Source organism: Streptomyces sp. NPDC055243, from assembly GCF_044544025.1.
GTDB lineage: Bacteria > Actinomycetota > Actinomycetes > Streptomycetales > Streptomycetaceae > Streptomyces.
Genome location: NZ_JBITWR010000001.1, coordinates 433,921 through 454,294 on the forward strand (window position 1 = coordinate 433,921; position 20,374 = coordinate 454,294).

Below are 20,374 nucleotides of genomic sequence, written 5' to 3' on the forward strand. Positions count from 1 at the left end.
CGGCCGGTGAGGGGCCGGACAGCGCGGCACGTGCGGTGTGCAGCAGCCGCAAGCAGGCCTGGGCGGCGGCCAGTTCGGGGGTCGGCGTGCTGGTCATGTCGAGAGCTCCTCTGCGCGGGGGCGGACGGTCCGGTGGTTCGCACCGGTGGACCCTCCACTCTTGCGCACGGGTCTGACAATCGTGTCCCTACGCGGCCGTGGCGCGGCGGGTGAGCCGCAGCGTGAGGCCTTCGGGCATGAGGGTGAGGCGCTCGGCGACCCGCAGGCGGTAGCCGGGGTCGGCGTGCAGGTCGTAGCGGCGCAGGAGCAGGCCGAGGACCAAGGTGGCCTCGTGCAGCGCGAACTGACGGCCGATGCAGGCCCGCGCGCCGGTGCCGAACGGCTTGAAGACATGGGCGGGCCGCGCGCGCACCGCCGCGGGGGTGAAGCGGTCGGGGTCGAACTCCTCGGGCCGCTCGCCCCACGCCGCCGGATCGCGGTGCAGCAGCGTGGCGAGGACCAGCGCCCAGGCCCCCTCGCGCACGGGGTGCACGCCGCCGAGCGTCGTGTCGTGCAGGGCCTGGCGGGAGAAGCCGGGCGCGGTCGGCCACAGCCGCAGCGACTCGTCCAGGACGCGGCGCAGGTAACGCAACTTGGCGACCTGCCCGTAGGCGGGTTCGTCCGCGTCGCCCCAGACCTCGTCGACCTCCGCCTGTGCGCGGGCCAGGACTTCGGGGGAGCGCGAGAGGTAGTGCAGCGCGAACGACAGGGCGCCCGAGGTCGTCTCGTGCCCGGCGACCAGGAAGGTGATGACCTGACGGCGGATGTTCTCGGCGGAGAGCCGCTCGCCCGTGTCGGGGTGGGCGACCTCCAGCATCCGGTCGAGCAGATCGCCGTCGCCGGGACCCGGCGAGGCGCGGCGGGCGGCGACCACGTCGTCGACGGTGCGGTTGAGGTAGGCCATGTCGGCCGCGTTGCGCCGGGTGGCGCCGCGCAGCAGCAGCGGGGCGAGCGCGGGCGGCACGACGTTGCGGCGCTGGGCGTAGGAGAGCGTGCCGACCATGGCCGACACGAAGGGGTGCGGCCTGGACCGCTCGAAGGAGCCGAAGTCGTGCCCGAATCCGGTGCGGGCGATCGTCTCCAGGGTCAGCTTCGTCATGTCACCGGGCACGTCCACGGACCGGCCCGCCGCCTCCCGCTCGTCCCAGCGGGCGGTCAGCTGCCGGGCGACGTCCAGCATCAGCGGGTGGTAGCCGGCCATGGCGTCCCGGCTGAAGCCCGGCGCGAGTATGTCGTGCGCCAGCTGCCAGTTGGGCTCGTGGTTGTACGCGGTGAACAGGCCGTCCCCGGCGACCGGCCGCAGATTGGCGACCCCCAGGCCGACATGCTTGGCGAACCGCGACTCGTCGGCCAGCTCCGCCGCCAGCTCGGCGCCCCAGACGAAGACGATCTCCTTGCCGAAGGCCTTGCGGCGGAAGATGGGCCCCAGGCTGCTGCCGATGCGCATCGAGTCCTGCACCGGGGTGCGGACGTTCGCGCCCAGGATGTCGCCGATCAGGGGCAGGCGGCGCGGCGGATGCGGGATGAGGTCCAGACGCGGCCACCCGAGCTCGGCGCTGCGGAACCCTTTGGCGGGCCCGGCGGTACCGGCCGTCCCGGCACCCTCTCCGACCTGCGATGTCTGCGACACCTGCGCCATGTGTGCCATCTCCCTTGTGCCGCAGACCCGTTGAGCCTGTTGTACGCGGATTCAATAAGGAGTTCAGTCTGGTCCCGCTGTTGAATCCACGTCAAGTAAGGTGCTCGCATGGTCGCGAACCCGCAGCAGCGCACGCGCCGCAGACTCAGCACGGAGGAGCGCAGGGAGCAGCTGCTCTCGGCCGGGGCGCGGCTCTTCGCCCAGAATCCGTACGACGACGTCTGGGTCGAGCGCGTGGCGGAGATCGCCGGGGTCTCGCGCGGCCTGCTGTACCACTACTTCCCGACCAAGAGCGACTTCTTCGCCGCCGTGGTGCAGCGCGAGAGCAGGCGCATGCTGCGCCTGACGGCGGCCGTGCCCGGCGTGCCGGTGCGCGACCAGATCGGCAGGGGCCTCGACACGTTCCTCGCGTACGTCGAATCCCATGCCGAGGGCTTCCGTGCCTTCCACCGCGCGGAGGAGACGGGCGACGCCACGGTCCGCAGGATCTACCGCGAGGGCCTGGCGGCCCACGAGGACCAGATCCTGCAGGCCCTGGCCGCGGACCCCGAGACGGCGTCCACCGCCCACGAACTGCCCACCCTGCGCCTGGCCGTGCGCGGCTGGCTCGCCTTCATGGTGACCGTCTGCCTGGAGTGGCTCGAGGAGCCGGAGCTGCTGCCCCGCGAGCAGGTGCGGGACCTGTGCGCCAGAGCGCTGCTCGGCGCGATCGCGCCCTGAGGCGCCCTCGGGGGTGAGGTTCGGGGCCGGCCGGCTCCTGGTGAGGGCACTTCCTCTTGCGGCACCCCGCCCGCGCGTACGTATACGCAGAGGACCGGGGCCCGAGCGCGACCAGGACCGGGGCCCGAGCGCGACCGTGTGGTCAGGCCGCCATCGCCAGGGTCCTCGTCACCGCCACCACCCGTCCGTCCGGCAGCAGTTCGCCGGTGTCGTCGAAGACGATCGTGCCGTTGCACAGCAGGCTCCAGCCCTGTTCGGGGTGGGCGGAGACGACGCGGGCCGCGAGATGGTCGGGGCTCTCGGCGGGCGGGCACTGGGGCTGGTGGGCGCACATGGTGTACCTCCGGGTGGGGGTCGCGAACCTTGCGCGCGGCCCGGTCTTGTTCGGTTTCTCCTTGTGTGAGTCAAGACTCTGGAGGAGGCATCAACTCATCGCTCGGAGAGGGTACTTGCCACCTCATGCGGGGAGGAAACCGGCCCGGAAGTGCGCCAGGAGTGTGGTACGTGAGGTGGCGTCCTCGTCCGTGAGCCGGCCCGCCGCCCAGAGGAAGAAGTCGTCCCCTTCCGCGTCCATCCCGTCGTACGTCGGGTCGAAGGGGCCGGGATCCGGTGCCGGGTAGAGGAGTTCGAGGGCCGTTCCCCGCGCGCCCTCGACCGTGAAGCGCCGGGTGCCGTTCGGCCCCGTGGACTGATGTGCCGTCACCGTGGCGCAGTCCCAGCGCCGCCCGCCGTACTGGAGCCAGAGAGTCGGCTCCGCCTCGGACGGGTCGGCGTACAGCGCTGCCGTCGCCTCGTCGCCCGCGTGGACGAAGCCGTGGCAGCGGCCGGACGCGGGGGACGCGGGGGAGAGGAGCCCCGTGCGGGGGTCGAGGGCCCACGTCCGGCCGTGGCGGTCGTAATCCTGGAGCAGCATGGAGGTCAGTCGCGCGGCGGGATGCCGAGTTCCTGGTCGACGGCGGCGCTGGTGCGGGTCGCCGCCTTGATGACCTCGGCCCAGCTGCCGTACTTGGCGAACTGCTGGTCGGCCGTCGGGCCGAGCGGGTTGCCGTACTTCTTCATGTTCCGCTCCTCCAGGGCCCGCACCGCCTCGGGGGTCATGCCCGCTCGGGTGATGTCCTTGGCCTCGTTGCGCATGTCGACGAGGACGCGGGCGATCTCCTCGTCGGAGCGGCCCTCCTCGTGCATACGGTCCGCCACGTGCTCCATGGTGTCCAGCAGCCCGTGGTAGCGCAGCCGTACCTCGCGCGCCCGCTCCCGCTCCTCCGGGCTCATCTGCCGGATCAGGCAGACCGCGGGGTCCTTGCTGGTGCACGGCTCATCGGGTGCGGGCGGCGGGGCCAGCAGCCGGGTGGCGGACGGCGCGTGCTGCACCAGCGCGTCCGCGTGGGCGTGGGCCGGGGCGAGCAGGGTGCCGCTGAGGGTGGTCAGCAGAGGGAGCAGGAAGAGGACCACGAGGCGGGGCAGGAGCCGCGGGGGGATCCGGGGGGTCCGCTTCGTGGCCGGGGCGGTCGGGGCGGTGGGTGCGGTGGCAGCGGCCATGAGAGGGGCACGCACGTAAGAACTCTCCTTCGCCTGGGAGTTGGGGCGAAGGGGACATTACGGCTTGATAACGGCCACGGACGGCCGCCCTCGCGGCGCGTCCGGGTGACGTACCGCGGCTACGTACGGACGACCCCGGTGCGCCCGGGCCGGCCGCCCCACCGCATCCGGCTCACCGCACCGCCCGAACCTCACCGGTGGCCGGCCGCAGGCTCAACGCGTGCAGCGCCAGCTGCATCTCGAACTGCGCCACCGGATCGTGCAGCCGGTCGCCGAACACCTCGTCCAGCTGCCGCAGGCGGTAGCGGACCGTCTGCGGATGCACGGCCAGGCGCGTGGCCACCTCGCTCGCGTTGTGCCCGCACCGCAGCCAGCACAGCAGCGTCTCGGCGAGGCGCTCACGCTGCGGTGAGCGCACCTCCTTCAGGGGCAGCAGATGCCGCTGCGCCAGCGCGTCGATCAGCGCCTCGTCCTGGAAGAGCAGCAGCGTCGCCAGATGGTCGGCGCAGTGCAGCAGGCCCGCACGGGGCAGGATGCCGCGCCGGGACAGCTCCAGGGCGTCCAGCGCCCAGCGCAGCGAACGCGCACCGGCGTGCAGCGCGACCGTGGGACCGATCACCGCGCGCAGCCCCTGGAGCGCGGCGGCGATCGAACGGGCCCGCCCCGGACCCTCCGGGTCGGGCACCACGATGCAGCCGGGCTGCTCGGAGAAGCGCGCCAGGAACTCCGGCGGCACGATGGGCCTGGTGGTCTCCGGGGTGAAGGCGTGGTCGATGACGACGACGGCCACCTCGCGCGGGATGGGCCACTGGGCGGCCTGCGCGAGATCGGCGATGGCCTCCGCCGACGCGGGAGGATCGGCGGTCAGCAGATCGATGAGCCGCGCCCGGCGCTGCTGGAGCTCGCCCGCCGCGTGCAGCCGGGCCTCCGTGTAACCGGCGGTCGTCGCTGCGGCCATCTCGTCCAGGTGCAGGAACAGCGCCTCGCCGAAGGCGGCGAGGACGTGCCGGGGCAGCAGGTCGGCGTCGACCAGGGCGTTGACCCGGCGCCAGGTGACGCGCGCGCCCAGGCGCAGCGCCGACTGGAAGGAGTCGAGGCTGCGGCCCTCGTCCGCCTCGCCCCGCCCGATGTTCTGGTAGGTGGCCTTCACCGACTCCCAGTCGGTGTCCGGGTGGGCCATCCGGGCCAGGAACCCCTCCAGGGCCTGCTCCACACCCCGGTTCACGACATGCATGTACGTGTCGTTCGTCGGGCGTGCGTACTCCGGTATCTCTGTGCGGATGGCCCGCACCACCTCCGATGTGATGTCGTCGAGAAACGGCCTGACGTGATCGTGGAGGCCCGAGGGAAAGGCCCGGAACGCGGCGTACGACTCCTCTGCCGGGGTGCCCGCGGATGCGGGGGCGCCTGCCGGGGGTATACCGGCGGGCAGCGTCGAACCGTTCACCATGGAGTGCTCCCTCTGCGCACGGGGGACAAAGGTTTGGTGAAGACACCGCCGCGGGTGCGCGGCGGCCCATCAAGGACGGACACATGATGCTGCCTCTTGTCGCCCTGGCGACAAGAGGCAGCGCGTGCGAACTTGGTCACGGAAGCAAGCAGTTGCCGAACTCCGGCTTGCCCTCGAAGCGGTCGCCGAGCCACTTGACCGCGTCGTCCTTCGCCAGCTGGTCGGTCGTGAGGTGCTCGCCCGGGTACACCTTCCACTGGGTGGCGATGTTCGCCTTGCAGTACGCCTTGCGCGTGGCGTCCTCGGTCTCGATCGGGATGACCTCCTCCAGCGCGCCGCGGTACTGAAGGACGGGGAAGTCGATCTCGTACGTGGCGCCGGAGCCCGCGCGGCCGATGCCGACGCCGAGCTTCTGCGCGTCGACGACCTGGCCCCACGTCCTGCCGTCCGTGCCCTTGAGCGCGTAGAGCTGCTCGAGGCTCAGCCCGTCCTTGGTGTTGTCCTCGATCTTCTGGCCCGCGAGGGTGGAGATCGTGCCGACCAGACAGTGCGACCTGGCCTTCTTCAGGGTCTCCTTGCCCTGGTCGTTCATGAGCTGCTCGAAGGGCATCTGGGGATGCGCCGATGACAGGCCGAGCACGGCGTCGACCATGAAGCCCGCGAACGGGCCGCCGTTGAGCGCCTTGGCCACCACCTTCAGGTCGCCCGGCACACCGCCGGACGCGTCGCCCACGACGTTGAGCTCAGGAGCGTACGAAGCCGCGAGCTGCGCCGCCCACAGGCTGGCCGCACCGCCTTCCGAGTAGCCCCACAGTCCGACCTTGGTCTTCGGGTCCAGGCCGCTGCCGGGGATCTCGGGCGCGCTGCGCGCGATGTCCAGGAGCGCGTGCCCGGCGTCGGCGCCGGAGACGTACGGATGGGTCTGGCCGTCCAGATAGCCCGCGCCGTCCGTCGCGGCGACGGCGTAACCGGCCTTCAGGAGTGCCGCGACGTTCTCGCCCTCGTACTCGTCCTGGTAGGCGCCCGCGAGCTGCTTGGAGAACGCGCACTGCGAACCGAGCCCCAGTGTGCCCGGGTTGAAGGCCACGACGGGACGGCTGCCCCGCCCCTTCCACTCGGCGTCCGGCACGGCGACGGTGCCGGAGACCGCGACCGCCTTGCCCGTGTTGTCCTTCGAGCTGTACTGGACCTTCCAGGCCCGCATCGGGATGTTGCCCGGCACGTGGGGGAGTGCGGTCTTCCGGCAGGCGATGACGCTGCCGGGGTCGCTCGGGACGCCGCCGGGCACCTGGTAGATCCGCTCGTCCGGGGCGTCGCACGCCGCCGACGCGTCCGGGGCCGCCGCGGCGCCCGCCGTCAGGGCCGGCACGCCGAGACCCAGGCCCGCCAGGGCGACGGCCGCGGTCAGCGCGATCAGCCTCTTCTTCCGTTTCGCTCGTGGCCTGCGCACGGGGGCTCCTTCGTTTCGGGGGGACGCGAGGGGAGAGTGCTGTGCACGCTGTGAAGTTACGGATCGGTAACCGGGCGTTGATAGTCAGTGGAACCACAGCCCGCCGGGCCGGAACTGTGCGTGGGGCACAAGTGACGACCCGCCCTCCTGCGCCACGATCAGGTCATGACCGAGCCACAGGTGACGGCCACGGACCCACGACCGTGGCTCCGCTTCTACGCCGCCGGGGTACCGCACCGCCTGCACGTACCCGACGTCACGCTCCCCGGCCTGCTCGACGCCGCGGCCCGGCGCCACGGCGGCCGATCCGGCCTCCGGGGGCTGCACCGCGCGGTCGGCACCTGCGCCGAAACGCTGCGGACGCGCGGCATCCGGCACGGTGACCGGGTGGCGCTTGTGCTCCCCAACTGCCCATGGTTCGCGGTGGCGTGGCATGCGGTGCTGCGGCTCGGGGCGGTCGTGGTGGCCATCGATCCGCAGGCCTCGCGGCAGGCGTTGAGGCATCAACTCGCGGATTCGGGAGCGGTGCTGGTCATCGCCGCCGACTCCGCGGGGGAGCGGCTCGATGCGGTGCGCGGCGACACCTGCGTACGCGACGTCATCACCGTGGCGGTCGACGGGGAGTGGCCGGGGCGCGGCGGTCTGCGCAAGCCGGTCCGGTCGTCGAAGTCGGCGGCGGGCGGGCCGGAGTCGGGGGATCCGGCCGTCCTCGCCTATGTCGCGGACGACGGGCCCGCGGCCATGCTCACGCACGCGAACCTCGTCGCCGCGGCCCATCAACTCGCCCTGTGGCACCCGCAGTTGCGTGACGGGCAGGAGACCGCTCTGGCCGTCACGCCCCTGTGGCGCCCGCACGGGCTGCTGTTCGGCCTGACCGCCCCGCTGCTCACCGGGACGCGAACCGTCCTGCTTCCGGACCCCGAGCCGCAGGCACTCCTGCGCACGGCACGCCGCCGGAAGGCGACCCTCCTGTCGGCCGACCCCGCCTACTGCCGACGCCTTCTCCAGCGCCCCGCCCACGAGCTGGAGGCCCTGGCCACCGTGCGGACCTGGCTGACCGAGACGCTGGACGCCGAAACCGCCGACCGCATCCGGGACGCGGTCGACGCGGTGCTCGTCGAGGGCCACGGAATCCCGGAGGCGGCGGGCGCCGTCCTCGCCAACCCGCGCGGCGCCAACGCCCGCCCCGGCACGTCCGGCCTGCCCCTGCCGGGCACGGAGGTCCGCATCGGCCAGGAGGGCGCACCGGGGGTCGAGCTGCCGTCCGGGCAGGCCGGTGAACTCCTGGTGCGCGGGCCGCAGGTGTGCGCGGGCTACTGGGGCGACCCGGCGGAGACGGGGCGGAGGCTGCTGCCGGGCGGATGGCTGCGCACGGGGGACGTCGCGGTGCTCGGGCCGGACGGCTATGTGACGGTGCTCGGTGACACCTAGGGCTTCGGCCGCGCCGGGAGCTTCGGTGGCCCCCCCCCGGGTGCCGCGGCGTCACACCCCGCCCGGGAACGCCCCCGTCCGTGACCCGCGCGCCCGCGGCCACGATCTGGCTGCCCGCCGCGCCGCCTTCGGGGCCCAGGCCGATGACCCAGTCGGCGGCGCGGACGGTGTCGAGATGACAAGACTTCTGTGCCGCTAACCTTCAATTCGGAGGATCAGCAGCAGTCAGGAGAGGGCCCCATGAGCCGAGCCGGGACGGCGCTGCGGCCCGTCGATCTGGCGCGGGCCGCCGGTGTCTCGACCCAGCAGATCCGCAACTACGCCGACGCGGGCATCCTGCCGCCCACCCCGCGTACGCCCGCCGGATACCGCAGGTTCGACACCCGCCACCGCGACGCCCTGCTCACCTACCGCGCGCTCGTCCCGGGCTACGGCCTCGACACCGCCCAGGCGATCATGCGGGCCGTCCACGCGGACGATCTCCCGCTGGCGCTCACCCTCGTCGACGCCGGGCACGTCGCACTGCACGAGCAGCGGCTCTCCCTGCGGACCGCGGGCGATGCCCTGGAAGCCGTCGCGAGGGAGACCCCGGACGACACCGGGCCGCATGCCACGCCTCCGCGCCTGCGCATCGGTGAGGTGGCCGCCCGCCTCGGTGTGCGCACCTCGGCACTGCGGGTGTGGGAGGCGGCGGGCCTGCTCGCGCCCGACCGCGAACCGGGCACCCACTACCGCTGGTTCGGCCCCGCCGACGTACGCGACGCCCGCATCGTCAGCATCCTCCGGCAGGGCCACTACCCCCTGCCCCAGATCCACGCCGTCCTCGACGGCCTGCGCGAGACGGGCAGCCCCGACGCGCTCCGGGCGGCCATCGCGCAACGCCTCGCGGGCGTGTCCGCGCGCGCGACCGCCATGCTGGCCGCGTCCGGCCGGCTGCACCAGTACGTCACCGCCGCACCGGGCGACGCGTCGTCCCCTTGACCCCGGCGGAGGAGCCCGGACGCCGGTGCCGGGCGGGCCGCCGCAGCGTGACGGCCGTGACCGCGGCCCCCAACAGGACGCACGCAGCCGCCAGTTGAAGCCCCGTGTCGTAACCGTCCAGGAAGGCGCTGCGCGGGTCGGCGCCGTCCCGCAGCGCCGAACGTTCCGTGCGGGTGAGGACCACGCCGACCAGGACGACCCCGAACACCCCGGAGATCTCACGTGCCGCGCTCACCAGGCCCGAAGCCATGCCGGTGCGCGTCGCGGGGACGTCGGCGACGGAACGTACCGTCAGCGGAGTCGTCAGGGCGGAGCCCGCGCCGATCAGGAGCAGCCCCGGCTGCAGATCCCAGTACTCGGCGTGCAGCCCCGTCCCCGACACCCACACGAGCCCGCCCGCGACCAGGACGAGTCCCCCGGCGATCGACCAGTGCGCCCCCACCGCCTTGGCCGCGCGCTCGGCGAACGGCGTCGTCACGAGCAGCGCGCCGGCCAGCGGCAGAAAGGCAAGCCCCGCCTTGGTGGGGGAGAAGCCGAGCACCCGCTGGAGGTAGAGCGCGGTGAAGAAGAACACGCCGTTGACGCCGATGCCCCACAGCACCTGAGCCGCCGCGCCGCCGCTCAGCGAACGGCTGCGCAGCAGCCGCAGATCCACCAGGGGCAGGAACGTCCGCGACTCCACGACGAGAAACGCGATCCCGGTGGCCGCCGAGAGCCAGAGGCAGAGCGGCACGGGCGGCGTGCTGAAGCTGTGCTCCCCGCCCCGGACCAGTCCGTACGTGAGGAGAAACAGCGAGGTCGTGGACAGTGCCACGCCCGGCAGGTCGAGCAGCGGCAGCAGGCCGTGCCGCACGCGGGTGACGGTGCGCGGGACCGCGGGCACCAGGAGCAGGGCGAGGACGCCGAAGGGAATGTTGAGCAGGAACACCCAGCTCCAGTCCCACCGTTCGGTGACGAAGCCGCCCACCACGGGGCCGAGCGCAAGGGCGACCGCGAGCGCCGCCGTCCACAGACCGACCGCCATGGCGCGCCTGCGGGCGGGCAGATCGGCGGCGACCACCGCGAGCGAGGCCGGGATGACGAGCGCCGCCCCCACGCCCTGCACCGTGCGTGCCGCGATGAGCGTCCCGCCGCTGTCGGCGAGGGCGGCCGCAAGCGAGGCCGCGGTGAAGACGACGATCCCCGTCGCGAGGACGATCCGGCGGCCGAGCAGATCCGTGAGCCTGCCCCCGGCCGGAAGGAGCGAGCCGAAGCTCAGGACGTAGCTGGTGGCCACCCACTCCAAGTCCGTGACGGTCAGGCCGAGGTCACGCTGGACCGTGGGGAGGGCGACGTTGATCACCGTGTTGTCCAGCGTCGTGATGAAGCCAGCCAGGGCGAGCATCGCCAGAAGAGCGGTCAGCCTGGCCCGGCCCACGTGCGGCTCCCCTCGGTCGCGCGATGCGGTTCCGCTGCCGGATTCTCCGGGGCGCCGACACGTCGCCGCTCCTGCCCGTGACGCCGAATCCCCTGCGGGTGCTTGTCAGTTGAGTGACAGAGGGTGTCAGACGATCTGTCAGCAAGCCGTCTTACTCGCGTGTCACGTCCGGGCGGAACCTGGTGCACCGCTCGTCCCGGTCCCCGCGACGCCCGTTCCGGTCCCCGCGCCGTCCAGTTGGAGCCGCCATGTCCAGTCCCCAGTCCCCTCAGCGGGCCCCTCGGCCGCCCGAAGGCGCCCTGCTGACCGACCACTTGGCGCACTGGGCCGCCGACCGTCCGCACCAGCGCGCCTTCACCTACGTGGAGTTCCCCGACCCGTCCTCACCCGGCCTGCACCACACCCTCGGCTGGCAGGGCCTCGACGTCCGCGCCCGCGCGATCGCCGGACGGATCGCGGCGAGCGCGGGCCCCGGCGACCGGGCGGCGCTGCTGCTTCCGCAGGGCCTGGACTACACGGCGGCGTTCCTCGGCTGTCTCTACGCCGGAGTGATCGCCGTCCCGCTGTTCGGCCCCGAACTACCCGGCCATGAGGGGCGGTTGGCCGCCGTCCTCGCCGACTGCGAGCCTTCGTGCGTCCTCGCCGACTCGGGCACCGCCGCAGGGGTCGAGCGCTTCATGGCCGAGCAGGGGCTGCCGCGCGTGCCGGTGGTCCTGGTGGACCGGCCGAGCGAGAACTCCGCTACCGCCCCCACGGAACGGCCCGAACTCCCGGAGCGGCTCGAACCGGACGACATCGCCTATCTCCAGTACACCTCCGGCTCCACCCGCAGCCCGGCGGGCGTCGTGATCAGCCACGCCAACGTGGTGGCCAACGCCCGCCAGGCCATCGAGGCCTTCGCGGCCGACGCGGCGAGCAGCACGACGGTCGGCTGGCTGCCGCTCTTTCACGACATGGGCCTCGTCCTGAGCGTGGCCGCGCCCGTCGTCGGCGGCTTCCCCTCGGTCCTGATGGACCCGGTCGCCTTCCTGGAGCACCCGGTGCGCTGGCTGCGGCTGCTCGCCGCGTATCCCGGCACGATCAGCGCGGCCCCCAACTTCGCCTACGACTACTGCGCGAGCAGGATCGACCGGGACGAGGCCGCCGAGATGCGGCTCGACCGCGTCAAGGTCCTCATCAACGGCAGCGAGCCCGTGCGCCCCGGCACCGTCGACCGCTTCCGCGACGCCTTCGCCGAGGCGGGCCTCGCACCCGAGGCGCACTGCCCGGCGTACGGCCTGGCCGAGGCCACCGTGTTCGTGACGACCGACTCGTTCGCCGCACCGCCCACCATCCTGGCGTGCGATCCGCTCGCCCTGTCCGAAGGACAACTCGCCCTACGGGAGCCGACGGACCCGGAAGCCACCCACCTGGTTGCCTGCGGCACCCCGGCAGGGCAGGAACTGCTCGTCGCCGACCCGTCGACCGGCGCCGCACTGGGTCCGGGCGAGGTCGGCGAGATCCTGCTGCGCGGACCCAACGTCGGCCTCTGCTACTGGAAGCGCGGCGGGCTCTCCGAGGAGGTGTTCGGCTTCCGCCCGCCCGGCTCCACGGGCGCGGACGGCGACGCGGGGTGGCTGCGCACGGGAGACCTCGGCGCGCTCCATGAAGGGCGGCTGTACGTCACCGGGCGGCTCAAGGACCTGATCATCGTGGACGGCCGCAACCACTACCCCCAGGACATCGAGGAGACCGTGCAGTCGGCCGTCGATCTCGTACGACGGGACCGGCTCGCCGCGTTCTGCGTGCCCTGGACGGGTACGCAGACCGACGTCCTGGTCGTCGTCGCCGAGCACCGGCGCGGCGCGGAGCCCACCGAACAGGACGCGCTCGCCGCGCTGCGCACCGCCACGGCCGCCGTCTCGGCCCGGCACGGACTGCGCCTGGCCGAACTCCTGCTCATACCGCCGGGCGCACTGCCCAGGACGAGCAGCGGCAAGGTCGCCAGAGCGGCGGGCCGGGCGCGCTACCTGCTCGGCGCCTTCGGCGAAGGGGGCCGGGGCGGCGCGGAGGGCGCGCGATGAGGGGGGAGGCGCACGCGGAGATCCGGGCCGCGATCGTCGAGAGCCTGAGCGCCTGGTACGGCCTGGCGGCCGAGGAGATCGCCGACGACCGCCCGCTGGCGGAGCTGGGCCTGACCTCGCGGGACGCGGTCGTCCTCACGGCGCGCCTCAGCGACCTGGCGGGGACCCGGCTGCCCGCGACGCTGCTCTGGGAGGCGTCGACGATCGGCGCGCTCGCACAGCGCGTGGCGCGCGGCGAACCGGAGCACGGCGGTGCGCCGTCGGAGCAGGTGAGTACCGACCTGCCGTCCGCGCGGGGCGGTGCGCCGGTCGCGGTCATCGGCGTCGGCTGCCGGCTGCCCGGCGGCGCCACATCGCCCGCCGCGTTCTGGCGGCTCCTGAGCGAGGGCCGCGACGCCGTGGGCACCGTCGGCGACGACCGCTGGGCGCCCTTCGTGCGGGAGGGCAAGAGCCTGCCGGACGAGATCAGCAGACACGGTGGCTTCCTCGGGGACGGGGACATCGGCGGCGTGGCCGGTTTCGACGCCGAGTTCTTCGGCATCGGCGCGCACGAGGCCACCGCCATGGACCCCCAGCAGCGCATGCTCCTGGAGGTCGCCCGCGAGGCCGTCGACCACGCGGCCCTGCCCGCGCCGTCCCTCGCGGGCACCCGTACCGGCGTCTTCGTGGGCATCAGCGGCAACGAGTACGCCCATCTCACCACCGCGGACCCGGAGTCGGTCGGGGCCTGGACCCCGCCGGGCGCGGCCCTGAGCATCGCCGCGAACCGCCTGTCCTACCTCCTGGACCTGCGCGGTCCCAGCATGGCCGTCGACACGGCGTGCTCCTCCTCGCTCGTCGCCGTGCACCACGCGGTACGCAGCCTCGGCGCGGGGGAGAGCGACATGGCGCTGGCCGCCGGGGTGAACCTGCTGCTCTCGCCGGCGGTGACACTCGGCTTCCAGCGCGCGGGGGCGCTGGCCGCCGACGGCCGGTGCAAGGCGTTCGACGCGACGGCCGACGGCATGGTGCGCGGCGAGGGCTGCGGCGTCGTCGTCCTCAAGCGCCTCGCGGACGCCGAGCGCGACGGCGACCGCGTCCTCGCGGTCATCGAGTCCACCGCCGTCAACTCGGACGGCCGCTCCAACGGCCTCACCGCCCCCAGCGCGGAGGCCCAGCGCACCCTCCTGGAACAGTGCCACGGCACCGGACCCGCGACCGTGGACTACGTCGAGGCGCACGGCACGGGCACAGCCCTGGGCGACCCCATCGAGGCGTCCGCGCTCTCGGCCGCGCTCGGCGCTGGGCGCGGGCGTGCCGCAGACCAGCCGCTGCTCATCGGCTCGGTGAAGACGAACATCGGCCACCTGGAGGCGGCTGCGGGCATCGCCGGGCTCATCAAAACGGTCCTCGCCCTGCACCACGACGAGATCCCGCCCCACCTGCACTTCACGGCACCGGGCCCGCACGCCGACCTCGACGCACTGGGCCTGCGCGTCGTCACGGGCCCCGAGCCGTGGCCCCGCTACTCGGGCACCGCACGCGCGGGCGTCTCGGCGTTCGGCTTCGGAGGCACGAACGCCCACGTGGTCCTGGCGGAACACCGCGTGCCGCGCGGCGCACGCCCGGCCGCGACCGGCCCCGTCATCACGCTGCTCGACGGCGTGACCGAGGACCGGGTACGCGCGTACGCGGGCGAGTTGGCCCAGTGGCTGACCGGACCGGACAGCCGCGCCGTCCGCCCGGCGGACCTGGCCCGCACCCTCGCGGGCCGCGTGGGGCGGGGCCGCCACCGGGCGGCGGTCGTCGCCCGCGGCCGGGAGGAACTGACCACGGCGCTGGCTCGGCTGGCCGGGCGGGAGCCCGACGGGCGGGTGCTGGTCGGGGCGCCCGCGCCCGGGGGCGGCCCCGGGGCGGTGTGGGTCTTCTCCGGGTACGGCTCGCAGTGGGCCGGGATGGGCGGTGAACTCCTCGCCGCGGAACCGGGGTTCGCGGCAGCCGTCGACCGTCTCGAACCGCTGCTGCGCGAGCAGGCCGGCATCTCCCTGCGGGACTGCATGGCCCCCGGCGCCGATCTGACCTCCCCCGACGTCGTCATGCCCGCCCTCTACGGAATGCAGGTCGCCCTCGCCGAGCTGTGGAAGGCGTACGGCTTCGAGCCCGCGGCCGTGATCGGCCACTCCATGGGCGAGATCGCCGCGGCCGTCGCCTGCGGCGCCCTCGACGCGGCCACCGGCGCGCGCGTCGTCGCGATCCGTTCACGGCTCCTCGCCGGACTCACGGGCGGGGCCATGGCCGTGGTGGACCGCCCCGGCGAGCACATCGAGGCCCTGGCCGCCGACTTCCGCACGCTGCAGGTCGCCGTTCACGCGTCTCCCGCGCAGAGCGTGGTCACCGGCTCCGCCGAGGACGTGCGCGGACTCATCGACCACGTCACCAAAGAGGGCGGCTTCGCCCGTTCCCTGCGCGTCACCGGCGCCGGGCACTCGCCCGACGTCGACCCGCTGCTCGCCGACTTCGCCCGCGAGCTCGGCACCGTGCGGCACGCGCGCCCCGGCTGCCGCCGCTACTCCACCGTCCTGTCCGACCCGCGGGACCCGTGGCCCTGCGACGTCGACTACTGGGTGGCCAACCTGCGGCGACCAGTCCGCTTCAGCCAGGCGGTACGCGCGGCGGCGCAGGACGGCCACCGGGTGTTCGTCGAAGTCGCCCCGCACCCCACGCAGTTGCACCCGCTGACCGAGACGCTGCGGGACGCGGGCGCCGACGGATCGCTGATCCTGCCGACCCTGCGCCGCGACACGGACGACGCGCTCACCTTCCGTACGTCACTGGCTTCCCTGCTGGTGCGAGGCGTGGGCGTGGCCGGACCACGTGAACGTCTGCATCCCGGCGCGCGCATCGTCGACGTTCCCACGCCGTGCTGGCGCCACCGCCGGTTCTGGGCGGGGGAGGCTCCCGGCCCGCAGGAGGGGCCGCGTCACGCACCGGCGCCCACCCGCGCCTCGGGCCCGCTCGACCGCCTGCGCGGCTGCGTGGCCGACGTCATGGGCTACACCCCGGACCGCATCGACGCCGACACCCCTCTGACCGACCTGGGCCTCGACTCGCTCACCGCGGCACGCATCCGGACCGCCGTGGAGCGGGAGTTCGGGGTGCGGGTGGAGCCCGGGGTGCTGCTGCGGCAGGCGACGCTGAGGGGGGTCGCGGACCTGCTGCCGGATCGTGGGCCCGACGGGCGGGGCGCGGCTCCCGACAGGGCGGCGGAGAAGCCCCGGGCAACGCGCACGGACGGGCCCCTGCGCGTCCTCGCCGACGCCGGGCGCGGCACCCCCCTCTTCCTGGCCCACGCCGCAGGCGGCACCTCCGAGGTGTACGCACGCCTCGCGGCACGCCTGTCCGGGACCCGCCCCGTCTACGGCTTCGACAGGCTGGTCGCCCCCGAGGATCTCCAGCCCCGCGCGGAGCACTTCGCGGAACGCATCCGCGCGCTGTCCCCCAACGGGCCATGGTTGATGGGGGGTTGGTCCTACGGCGGTCTGCTGGCCCAGGAAGCCGCGCGGCTCCTCACGCCACACGGCACCGTCAAGGCCCTGGTCCTCCTCGACTCCGTACTGCCCCTGCCCGCGCCCCCAGGTCTGAGCCCGGCAGAGGAAGCCCGCCGCCGGTACGCCGATTTCGCCACGTACATAGGCCGTACGTACCGCGCCCATCTCCCGCTGCCCTACGAGCAACTGGCGCGCCTGGACGACGCCGAGCAGATCGCTCTCGTCATGAAGCTGCTCGAGCAGGCCGTCGACCTGCCCCGGGCCGTCCTCGACCACCAGCGCACATCGGCCCTCGACCTGCGCAGCGGCGAACGCCACACACCAGGGCCGTACGCGGGCCGGACGCTGCTCTACCGGGCCACCGAACCGGCCCCGCACACCGTGCGCGACATCCGCTACGAACGGGACGACGCAAGCCTCGGCTGGGACGCCCACTGCACCGACCTCACGGTCACCCCCCTGCCGGGCCACCACCTGTCCCTGCTGGACCCCCCGGTCGTGGACACGCTCGCGGAGCTCCTGGCCCGCGACCTGCCCGACGACTGACCCGGCCCACGACCGCCCCCGCCGACCCCTGACCCGCCCGCCTGCACCCCCGCCGAGAGGACCGCCCCCATGCGTCACAAGCACCGCAGACCACGCAAGAAACTGGCCGCCCTGGCCGCGGTCGCCGCCCTCCTCGCCACCGGCGGCGCCCTGGGCACCCCCACCGCCCTGGGCACACCCACCGCGGCGCCCGCGGCGGCCCGAGCCGCCGACAGTCCGCGCGTCGTCGGCGAGAAGTGGCTCGACTCCCGCACCGTCGACCTCACCATCGACTCACCCGCCGTGGGCAAACAGCTCCCCGTGCGCGTCATCCTGCCGACCCGCTTCAAGGAACAGCCGGACCGCACCTGGCCCGTGCTCTACCTCCTCCAGGGCGCCCACGACGACTACACCTCCTGGACCCGCGAGACGGACGTCGAGGAGTTCCTGGCCGACAAGGACGTCATCACCGTGATCCCGGCGTCGGGCCCCACCGGCATCCCCACCGACTGGTGGAACCACGGCAGCCCCACCGCACCCGACTACGAGGCCTTCCAGGTCGAGGAGTTGACGGGCCTCCTGCGCGCCACCTATCGCGCGAACGGCACCCGCGCCGTCGCCGGAGTCTCCACCGGGGGCTACGGCGCCATGGCGTTCGCCGCCCGGCACCCCGGCACCTTCGGCGCGGCGGCCTCGTACAGCGGCGTCCTGGACACCACGGCCCTCGGCATGCCGACGGTCATGAACGCCATCGTCGCCCGGGAGCTCCAGCTCCCCTCCGCCCTCTGGGGCAGCCCCTTCCTGCACCGCGAGAACTGGAACCGCCACAACCCCGCCGCCCTGGCCAAGCACCTGGCCGGAACCCGGCTCTACGTCTCCCAGGGCAGCGGCATCCCCAGCAGCGACTTCGGCAACCTGGAAGGGGCGGTCCTGGAGGGCACGCTGTGGGGCCAAGCACACGGTTTCACCCGGCAGTTGGACCGCGCGGGAGTTCCGGCGACGGTCCACTTCTACCGCGGCGGCTCACACGCCTGGCCCTCCTGGCAGCGGGAGTTCAAGGCTTCCTGGCCGACGCTGGCGGCGGGCCTTGGGCTTCCCGCGCAGGCGTCCTGACATCGGCGGACAGGCGGGCGAGGCGCCGCTCGTCCGGCCAGCGCACCGCGCTGGCCCACGAGGCCAGTTCGAAGAGGCGTATCAACCGGGCGCTGGAGTCGATCTGGCCGCGCAGCACCCCGTGCCGGGCGGACGTCGGGTCGGCGTGGTGGAGGTTGTGCCAGGACTCACCGCCGGAGAACGGGGCGAGCCACCACACGTTCCCGGAGCGGTCCCGGACCCGGAAGGGCCGGTCCCCGCTGATGTGACAGATCGAGTTGATCGACCAGGTGACGTGATGGAGCAGACCGATGCGGACGAGCCCGGCCCAGAAGAAGGCCGACCAGGCGGCGCCGGAGTCCCAGGCGCCCTCGCCCCAGAGCCCTCCCGCCACGGCGGGCGCACCGAACGAGAACAGCACGATCAGCGGCTGCCAGCGCGCCACCAGGGCCAGGTCGCGGTCGGCGAGGAGGTCGGGGACGTACTTCTGCTGGTTGGTCCTGTCGTTGTTGAAGGTCCAGCCGACGTGCGCCCACACCATGCCCTTGAGCAGCGCGCGCACGGAGGTGCCGAACCGCCAGGGGGAGTGCGGGTCGCCCGGCTGGTCGGCGAACTGGTGGTGGCGGCGGTGATCGGCGCACCAGGTGATCGCGTCACCCTCGACGGCCATCGTCCCGGCCACCGCGAGGGCGATTTTCAGGGGGCGGGCGGCCTTGAACGCCTTGTGCGTGAACAGGCGGTGGTAGCCGACCGTGATGCCGTGCACGGCGATGGCGTACATCACCGCGCCGATCACCAGGTCGTGCCAGGTGACGCCCCAGCCCCACAGCACGACGACGGACGCGATCACCGCGACAAAGGGAATACCGACGAACACCCCCACCACGACCCGGTCCGCTGTGCCCATGCGTTCGCCCCAAGCGGCGTTCGCGCTCTCTTCTGCCATGGGTTTCCTCACCTTTCCGTGCGAGTGAGCCGGACATTAGCGAGGGAAAGGGAGAGGCTTCTACTCGAAAAGTGATGACAGGACGGCGATTCGATTGGCGATCCTGGTGAATTGGAGCCGATCTGCTTGTGGGGAGCGGGTGTTCCGCCGCAATGTATGAACCCGGAACAGTAGGCCCGCACCGCACGAACCCCGACCACCGGACAGCTGTGCCGAAGGAGGAACGTCATGGATGTGCTAGCAGAGGCAGTCGTCGCGGGAGCCGACGCGGACGAACTGCGCCGACTTCCCTTACCCGCCGAATTCACCGCCGCGCATCTGCGCAAGGAAGACGTGGAGAGTTTCACGGGGGTGGCGGACAAAGACGTCCGAAAAACACTGCACGTGGGATCAGTGCCGATGCCCGAACTCGCCCCGGACGAAGTCCTGGTGGCCGTCATGGCGAGCGGGATCAATTACAACACCGTGTGGTCGGCGATGTTCGAGCCGATATCTACCTTCTCCTTTCTGCGGCATTTCGGCGCGAAAGGCGGCTGGGCGGCGCGGCACGATCAGCCGTATCACGTGGTCGGTTCGGACGCGGCCGGCGTCGTCGTCCGTACGGGCGCCGGGGTGCGCCGCTGGAGCGTCGGCGACGAGGTCGTGGTCACCCCCGCCTACGTCGACGACGAGGAACCTGCGACACACGCCGACGGCATGCTCGGCGACTCCCAACTGGCCTGGGGCTTCGAGACCAACTTCGGCGGACTCGCCCACTACTGCGTGGCCCGCGCGAATCAACTCATCGCCAAATCACCCAAGTCGACCTGGGAAGAGGCGGCAGCCAACCCGCTGTGCGCGGGCACCGCCTACCGCATGCTGGTCAGCGACCGCGGCGCGCGGATGACCCAGGGCGACATCGTGCTGATCTGGGGCGCGGCGGGCGGCCTCGGCGCGTACGCCGCGCAGCTCGTGCGGGGCGGTGGCGGCATCGCGGTGGGCGTGGTCGGCAGCGAGGAGAGGGCGGAGCGTGCCCGTGCCTTCGGCTGCCACGCGGTGATCAACCGCGCCGAGATCGGCCTGACCGGCACCGCTCCGGCCGACCCGGCGGCGGTCGGCAAGAAGCTCGGCAAGCGGATTCGCGCCGAGGTGGGGGAGGACCCGCACATCGTGTTCGAGCACGTGGGGCGGGCGACCTTCGGGGTCTCCGTCTTCGTGGTCCGCCGGGGCGGCACCGTCGTCACCTGCGGATCGAGCACCGGCTATCTCCACGAGTTCGACAACCGCTACCTCTGGATGCGCCTCAAGCGCGTCATCGGCAGCCATGGAGCCAACCTCCAGGAACAGGCCGCCGTGGCGCGTCTGCTCGACCTCGGTCACATCCGGTCCGCCCTGTCGGTGACGTACGACCTGAGGGACACCGCCGAAGCCGCCCGCCTCGTCCAGGCCAACCGGCACACCGGGAAGGTCGGCGTCCTGGCGCTCGCGCCCCGGGCCGGGCTGGGCAGGAGGGGCGTGGCATGAGGCGTTGACCTGAAGTTTGGTCGAGGTTCTACGGTCGAGTTGTTCGCGGGGC

At 73.1% G+C, this 20,374-nt stretch carries 15 protein-coding genes; 7 read left to right on the forward strand and 8 right to left on the reverse strand.

All coding sequences use genetic code 11. The features are described from left to right. Positions 1 to 187 precede the first annotated feature (187 nt). Positions 188 to 1,678, reverse strand: coding sequence for a cytochrome P450 (locus ACIGXX_RS02335; protein WP_351156870.1), 1,491 nt, complete (start codon positions 1,676 to 1,678; stop codon positions 188 to 190). A gap of 108 nt (positions 1,679 to 1,786) precedes the next feature. Between ACIGXX_RS02335 and ACIGXX_RS02340 the strand changes: the two genes are divergently transcribed. Next, entirely contained in the window at positions 1,787 to 2,398 is a 612-nt protein-coding gene (locus ACIGXX_RS02340; protein WP_351156867.1) for a TetR/AcrR family transcriptional regulator, read from the forward strand. 142 nt (positions 2,399 to 2,540) lie between these two features. Here the strand turns inward: ACIGXX_RS02340 and ACIGXX_RS02345 are convergent, their stop codons facing one another. From ACIGXX_RS02345 to ACIGXX_RS02365, 5 genes are all read right to left on the reverse strand, one after another. After that, positions 2,541 to 2,732, reverse strand: a complete 192-nt coding sequence (locus tag ACIGXX_RS02345; RefSeq protein WP_351156864.1) for a DUF5999 family protein — start codon at positions 2,730 to 2,732, stop codon at positions 2,541 to 2,543. Positions 2,733 to 2,855: 123 nt separating this feature from the next. After that, positions 2,856 to 3,311, reverse strand: coding sequence for a hypothetical protein (locus ACIGXX_RS02350; RefSeq protein ID WP_351156861.1), 456 nt, complete (start codon positions 3,309 to 3,311; stop codon positions 2,856 to 2,858). A gap of 5 nt (positions 3,312 to 3,316) precedes the next feature. Next, positions 3,317 to 3,952 (reverse strand): hypothetical protein, encoded by a 636-nt coding sequence (locus ACIGXX_RS02355; protein ID WP_351156858.1) that lies wholly within the window; start codon positions 3,950 to 3,952, stop codon positions 3,317 to 3,319. A gap of 157 nt (positions 3,953 to 4,109) precedes the next feature. Continuing rightward, positions 4,110 to 5,387 (reverse strand): helix-turn-helix domain-containing protein, encoded by a 1,278-nt coding sequence (locus tag ACIGXX_RS02360; RefSeq protein ID WP_351156856.1) that lies wholly within the window; start codon positions 5,385 to 5,387, stop codon positions 4,110 to 4,112. Between the two features lie 136 nt (positions 5,388 to 5,523). Beyond that, positions 5,524 to 6,837 (reverse strand): lipase family protein, encoded by a 1,314-nt coding sequence (locus ACIGXX_RS02365; protein WP_351156853.1) that lies wholly within the window; start codon positions 6,835 to 6,837, stop codon positions 5,524 to 5,526. A gap of 165 nt (positions 6,838 to 7,002) precedes the next feature. Here ACIGXX_RS02365 and ACIGXX_RS02370 point away from each other — a divergent pair, with 165 nt between their 5' ends. Both ACIGXX_RS02370 and ACIGXX_RS02375 read left to right on the forward strand, forming a co-directional pair. Then, positions 7,003 to 8,268, forward strand: coding sequence for an AMP-binding protein (locus ACIGXX_RS02370; protein ID WP_361464021.1), 1,266 nt, complete (start codon positions 7,003 to 7,005; stop codon positions 8,266 to 8,268). Positions 8,269 to 8,508: 240 nt separating this feature from the next. Further along, entirely contained in the window at positions 8,509 to 9,249 is a 741-nt protein-coding gene (locus ACIGXX_RS02375; protein ID WP_361464019.1) for a MerR family transcriptional regulator, read from the forward strand. On the opposite strand, the gene ACIGXX_RS02380 is transcribed toward ACIGXX_RS02375, so the two are convergent. Further along, positions 9,215 to 10,666 (reverse strand): MFS transporter, encoded by a 1,452-nt coding sequence (locus ACIGXX_RS02380; protein ID WP_361464017.1) that lies wholly within the window; start codon positions 10,664 to 10,666, stop codon positions 9,215 to 9,217. The genes ACIGXX_RS02375 and ACIGXX_RS02380 overlap by 35 nt on opposite strands. A 248-nt stretch (positions 10,667 to 10,914) precedes the next feature. Between ACIGXX_RS02380 and ACIGXX_RS02385 the strand changes: the two genes are divergently transcribed. From ACIGXX_RS02385 to ACIGXX_RS02395, 3 genes are all read left to right on the forward strand, one after another. Then, positions 10,915 to 12,729 carry a fatty acyl-AMP ligase gene (locus tag ACIGXX_RS02385; protein WP_399971937.1) on the forward strand — a complete coding sequence of 605 codons (1,815 nt, stop codon included), beginning with the start codon at positions 10,915 to 10,917 and terminating at the stop codon, positions 12,727 to 12,729. Continuing rightward, on the forward strand, positions 12,726 to 16,802 hold the full coding sequence (locus ACIGXX_RS02390; RefSeq protein WP_399971939.1) for an acyltransferase domain-containing protein: 4,077 nt from the start codon (positions 12,726 to 12,728) through the stop codon (positions 16,800 to 16,802). The genes ACIGXX_RS02385 and ACIGXX_RS02390 overlap by 4 nt, the downstream gene beginning before the upstream one ends. Before the next feature lie 69 nt (positions 16,803 to 16,871). Beyond that, positions 16,872 to 17,894, forward strand: coding sequence for an alpha/beta hydrolase (locus ACIGXX_RS02395; RefSeq protein ID WP_399971941.1), 1,023 nt, complete (start codon positions 16,872 to 16,874; stop codon positions 17,892 to 17,894). Here the strand turns inward: ACIGXX_RS02395 and ACIGXX_RS02400 are convergent. After that, positions 17,836 to 18,819 carry a fatty acid desaturase gene (locus ACIGXX_RS02400; protein ID WP_361464009.1) on the reverse strand — a complete coding sequence of 328 codons (984 nt, stop codon included), beginning with the start codon at positions 18,817 to 18,819 and terminating at the stop codon, positions 17,836 to 17,838. The genes ACIGXX_RS02395 and ACIGXX_RS02400 overlap by 59 nt on opposite strands. A 228-nt stretch (positions 18,820 to 19,047) precedes the next feature. On the opposite strand from ACIGXX_RS02400, the gene ccrA reads away from it, so the two are divergent. Beyond that, on the forward strand, positions 19,048 to 20,322 hold the full coding sequence (gene ccrA, locus ACIGXX_RS02405) for a crotonyl-CoA carboxylase/reductase (protein WP_399971944.1): 1,275 nt from the start codon (positions 19,048 to 19,050) through the stop codon (positions 20,320 to 20,322). Positions 20,323 to 20,374 lie beyond the last annotated feature (52 nt).

Coding starts and splice junctions, on each gene's coding strand:
- ACIGXX_RS02335 (WP_351156870.1), bottom strand. CDS start 1,678: ATGGCGCAGGTGTCGCAGACATCGCAGGTCGGAGAGGGTGCCGGGACG.
- ACIGXX_RS02340 (WP_351156867.1), top strand. CDS start 1,787: ATGGTCGCGAACCCGCAGCAGCGCACGCGCCGCAGACTCAGCACGGAG.
- ACIGXX_RS02345 (WP_351156864.1), bottom strand. CDS start 2,732: ATGTGCGCCCACCAGCCCCAGTGCCCGCCCGCCGAGAGCCCCGACCAT.
- ACIGXX_RS02350 (WP_351156861.1), bottom strand. CDS start 3,311: ATGCTGCTCCAGGATTACGACCGCCACGGCCGGACGTGGGCCCTCGAC.
- ACIGXX_RS02360 (WP_351156856.1), bottom strand. CDS start 5,387: ATGGTGAACGGTTCGACGCTGCCCGCCGGTATACCCCCGGCAGGCGCC.
- ACIGXX_RS02370 (WP_361464021.1), top strand. CDS start 7,003: ATGACCGAGCCACAGGTGACGGCCACGGACCCACGACCGTGGCTCCGC.
- ACIGXX_RS02375 (WP_361464019.1), top strand. CDS start 8,509: ATGAGCCGAGCCGGGACGGCGCTGCGGCCCGTCGATCTGGCGCGGGCC.
- ACIGXX_RS02385 (WP_399971937.1), top strand. CDS start 10,915: ATGTCCAGTCCCCAGTCCCCTCAGCGGGCCCCTCGGCCGCCCGAAGGC.
- ACIGXX_RS02390 (WP_399971939.1), top strand. CDS start 12,726: ATGAGGGGGGAGGCGCACGCGGAGATCCGGGCCGCGATCGTCGAGAGC.
- ACIGXX_RS02395 (WP_399971941.1), top strand. CDS start 16,872: ATGCGTCACAAGCACCGCAGACCACGCAAGAAACTGGCCGCCCTGGCC.
- ACIGXX_RS02400 (WP_361464009.1), bottom strand. CDS start 18,819: ATGGCAGAAGAGAGCGCGAACGCCGCTTGGGGCGAACGCATGGGCACA.
- ccrA (WP_399971944.1), top strand. CDS start 19,048: ATGGATGTGCTAGCAGAGGCAGTCGTCGCGGGAGCCGACGCGGACGAA.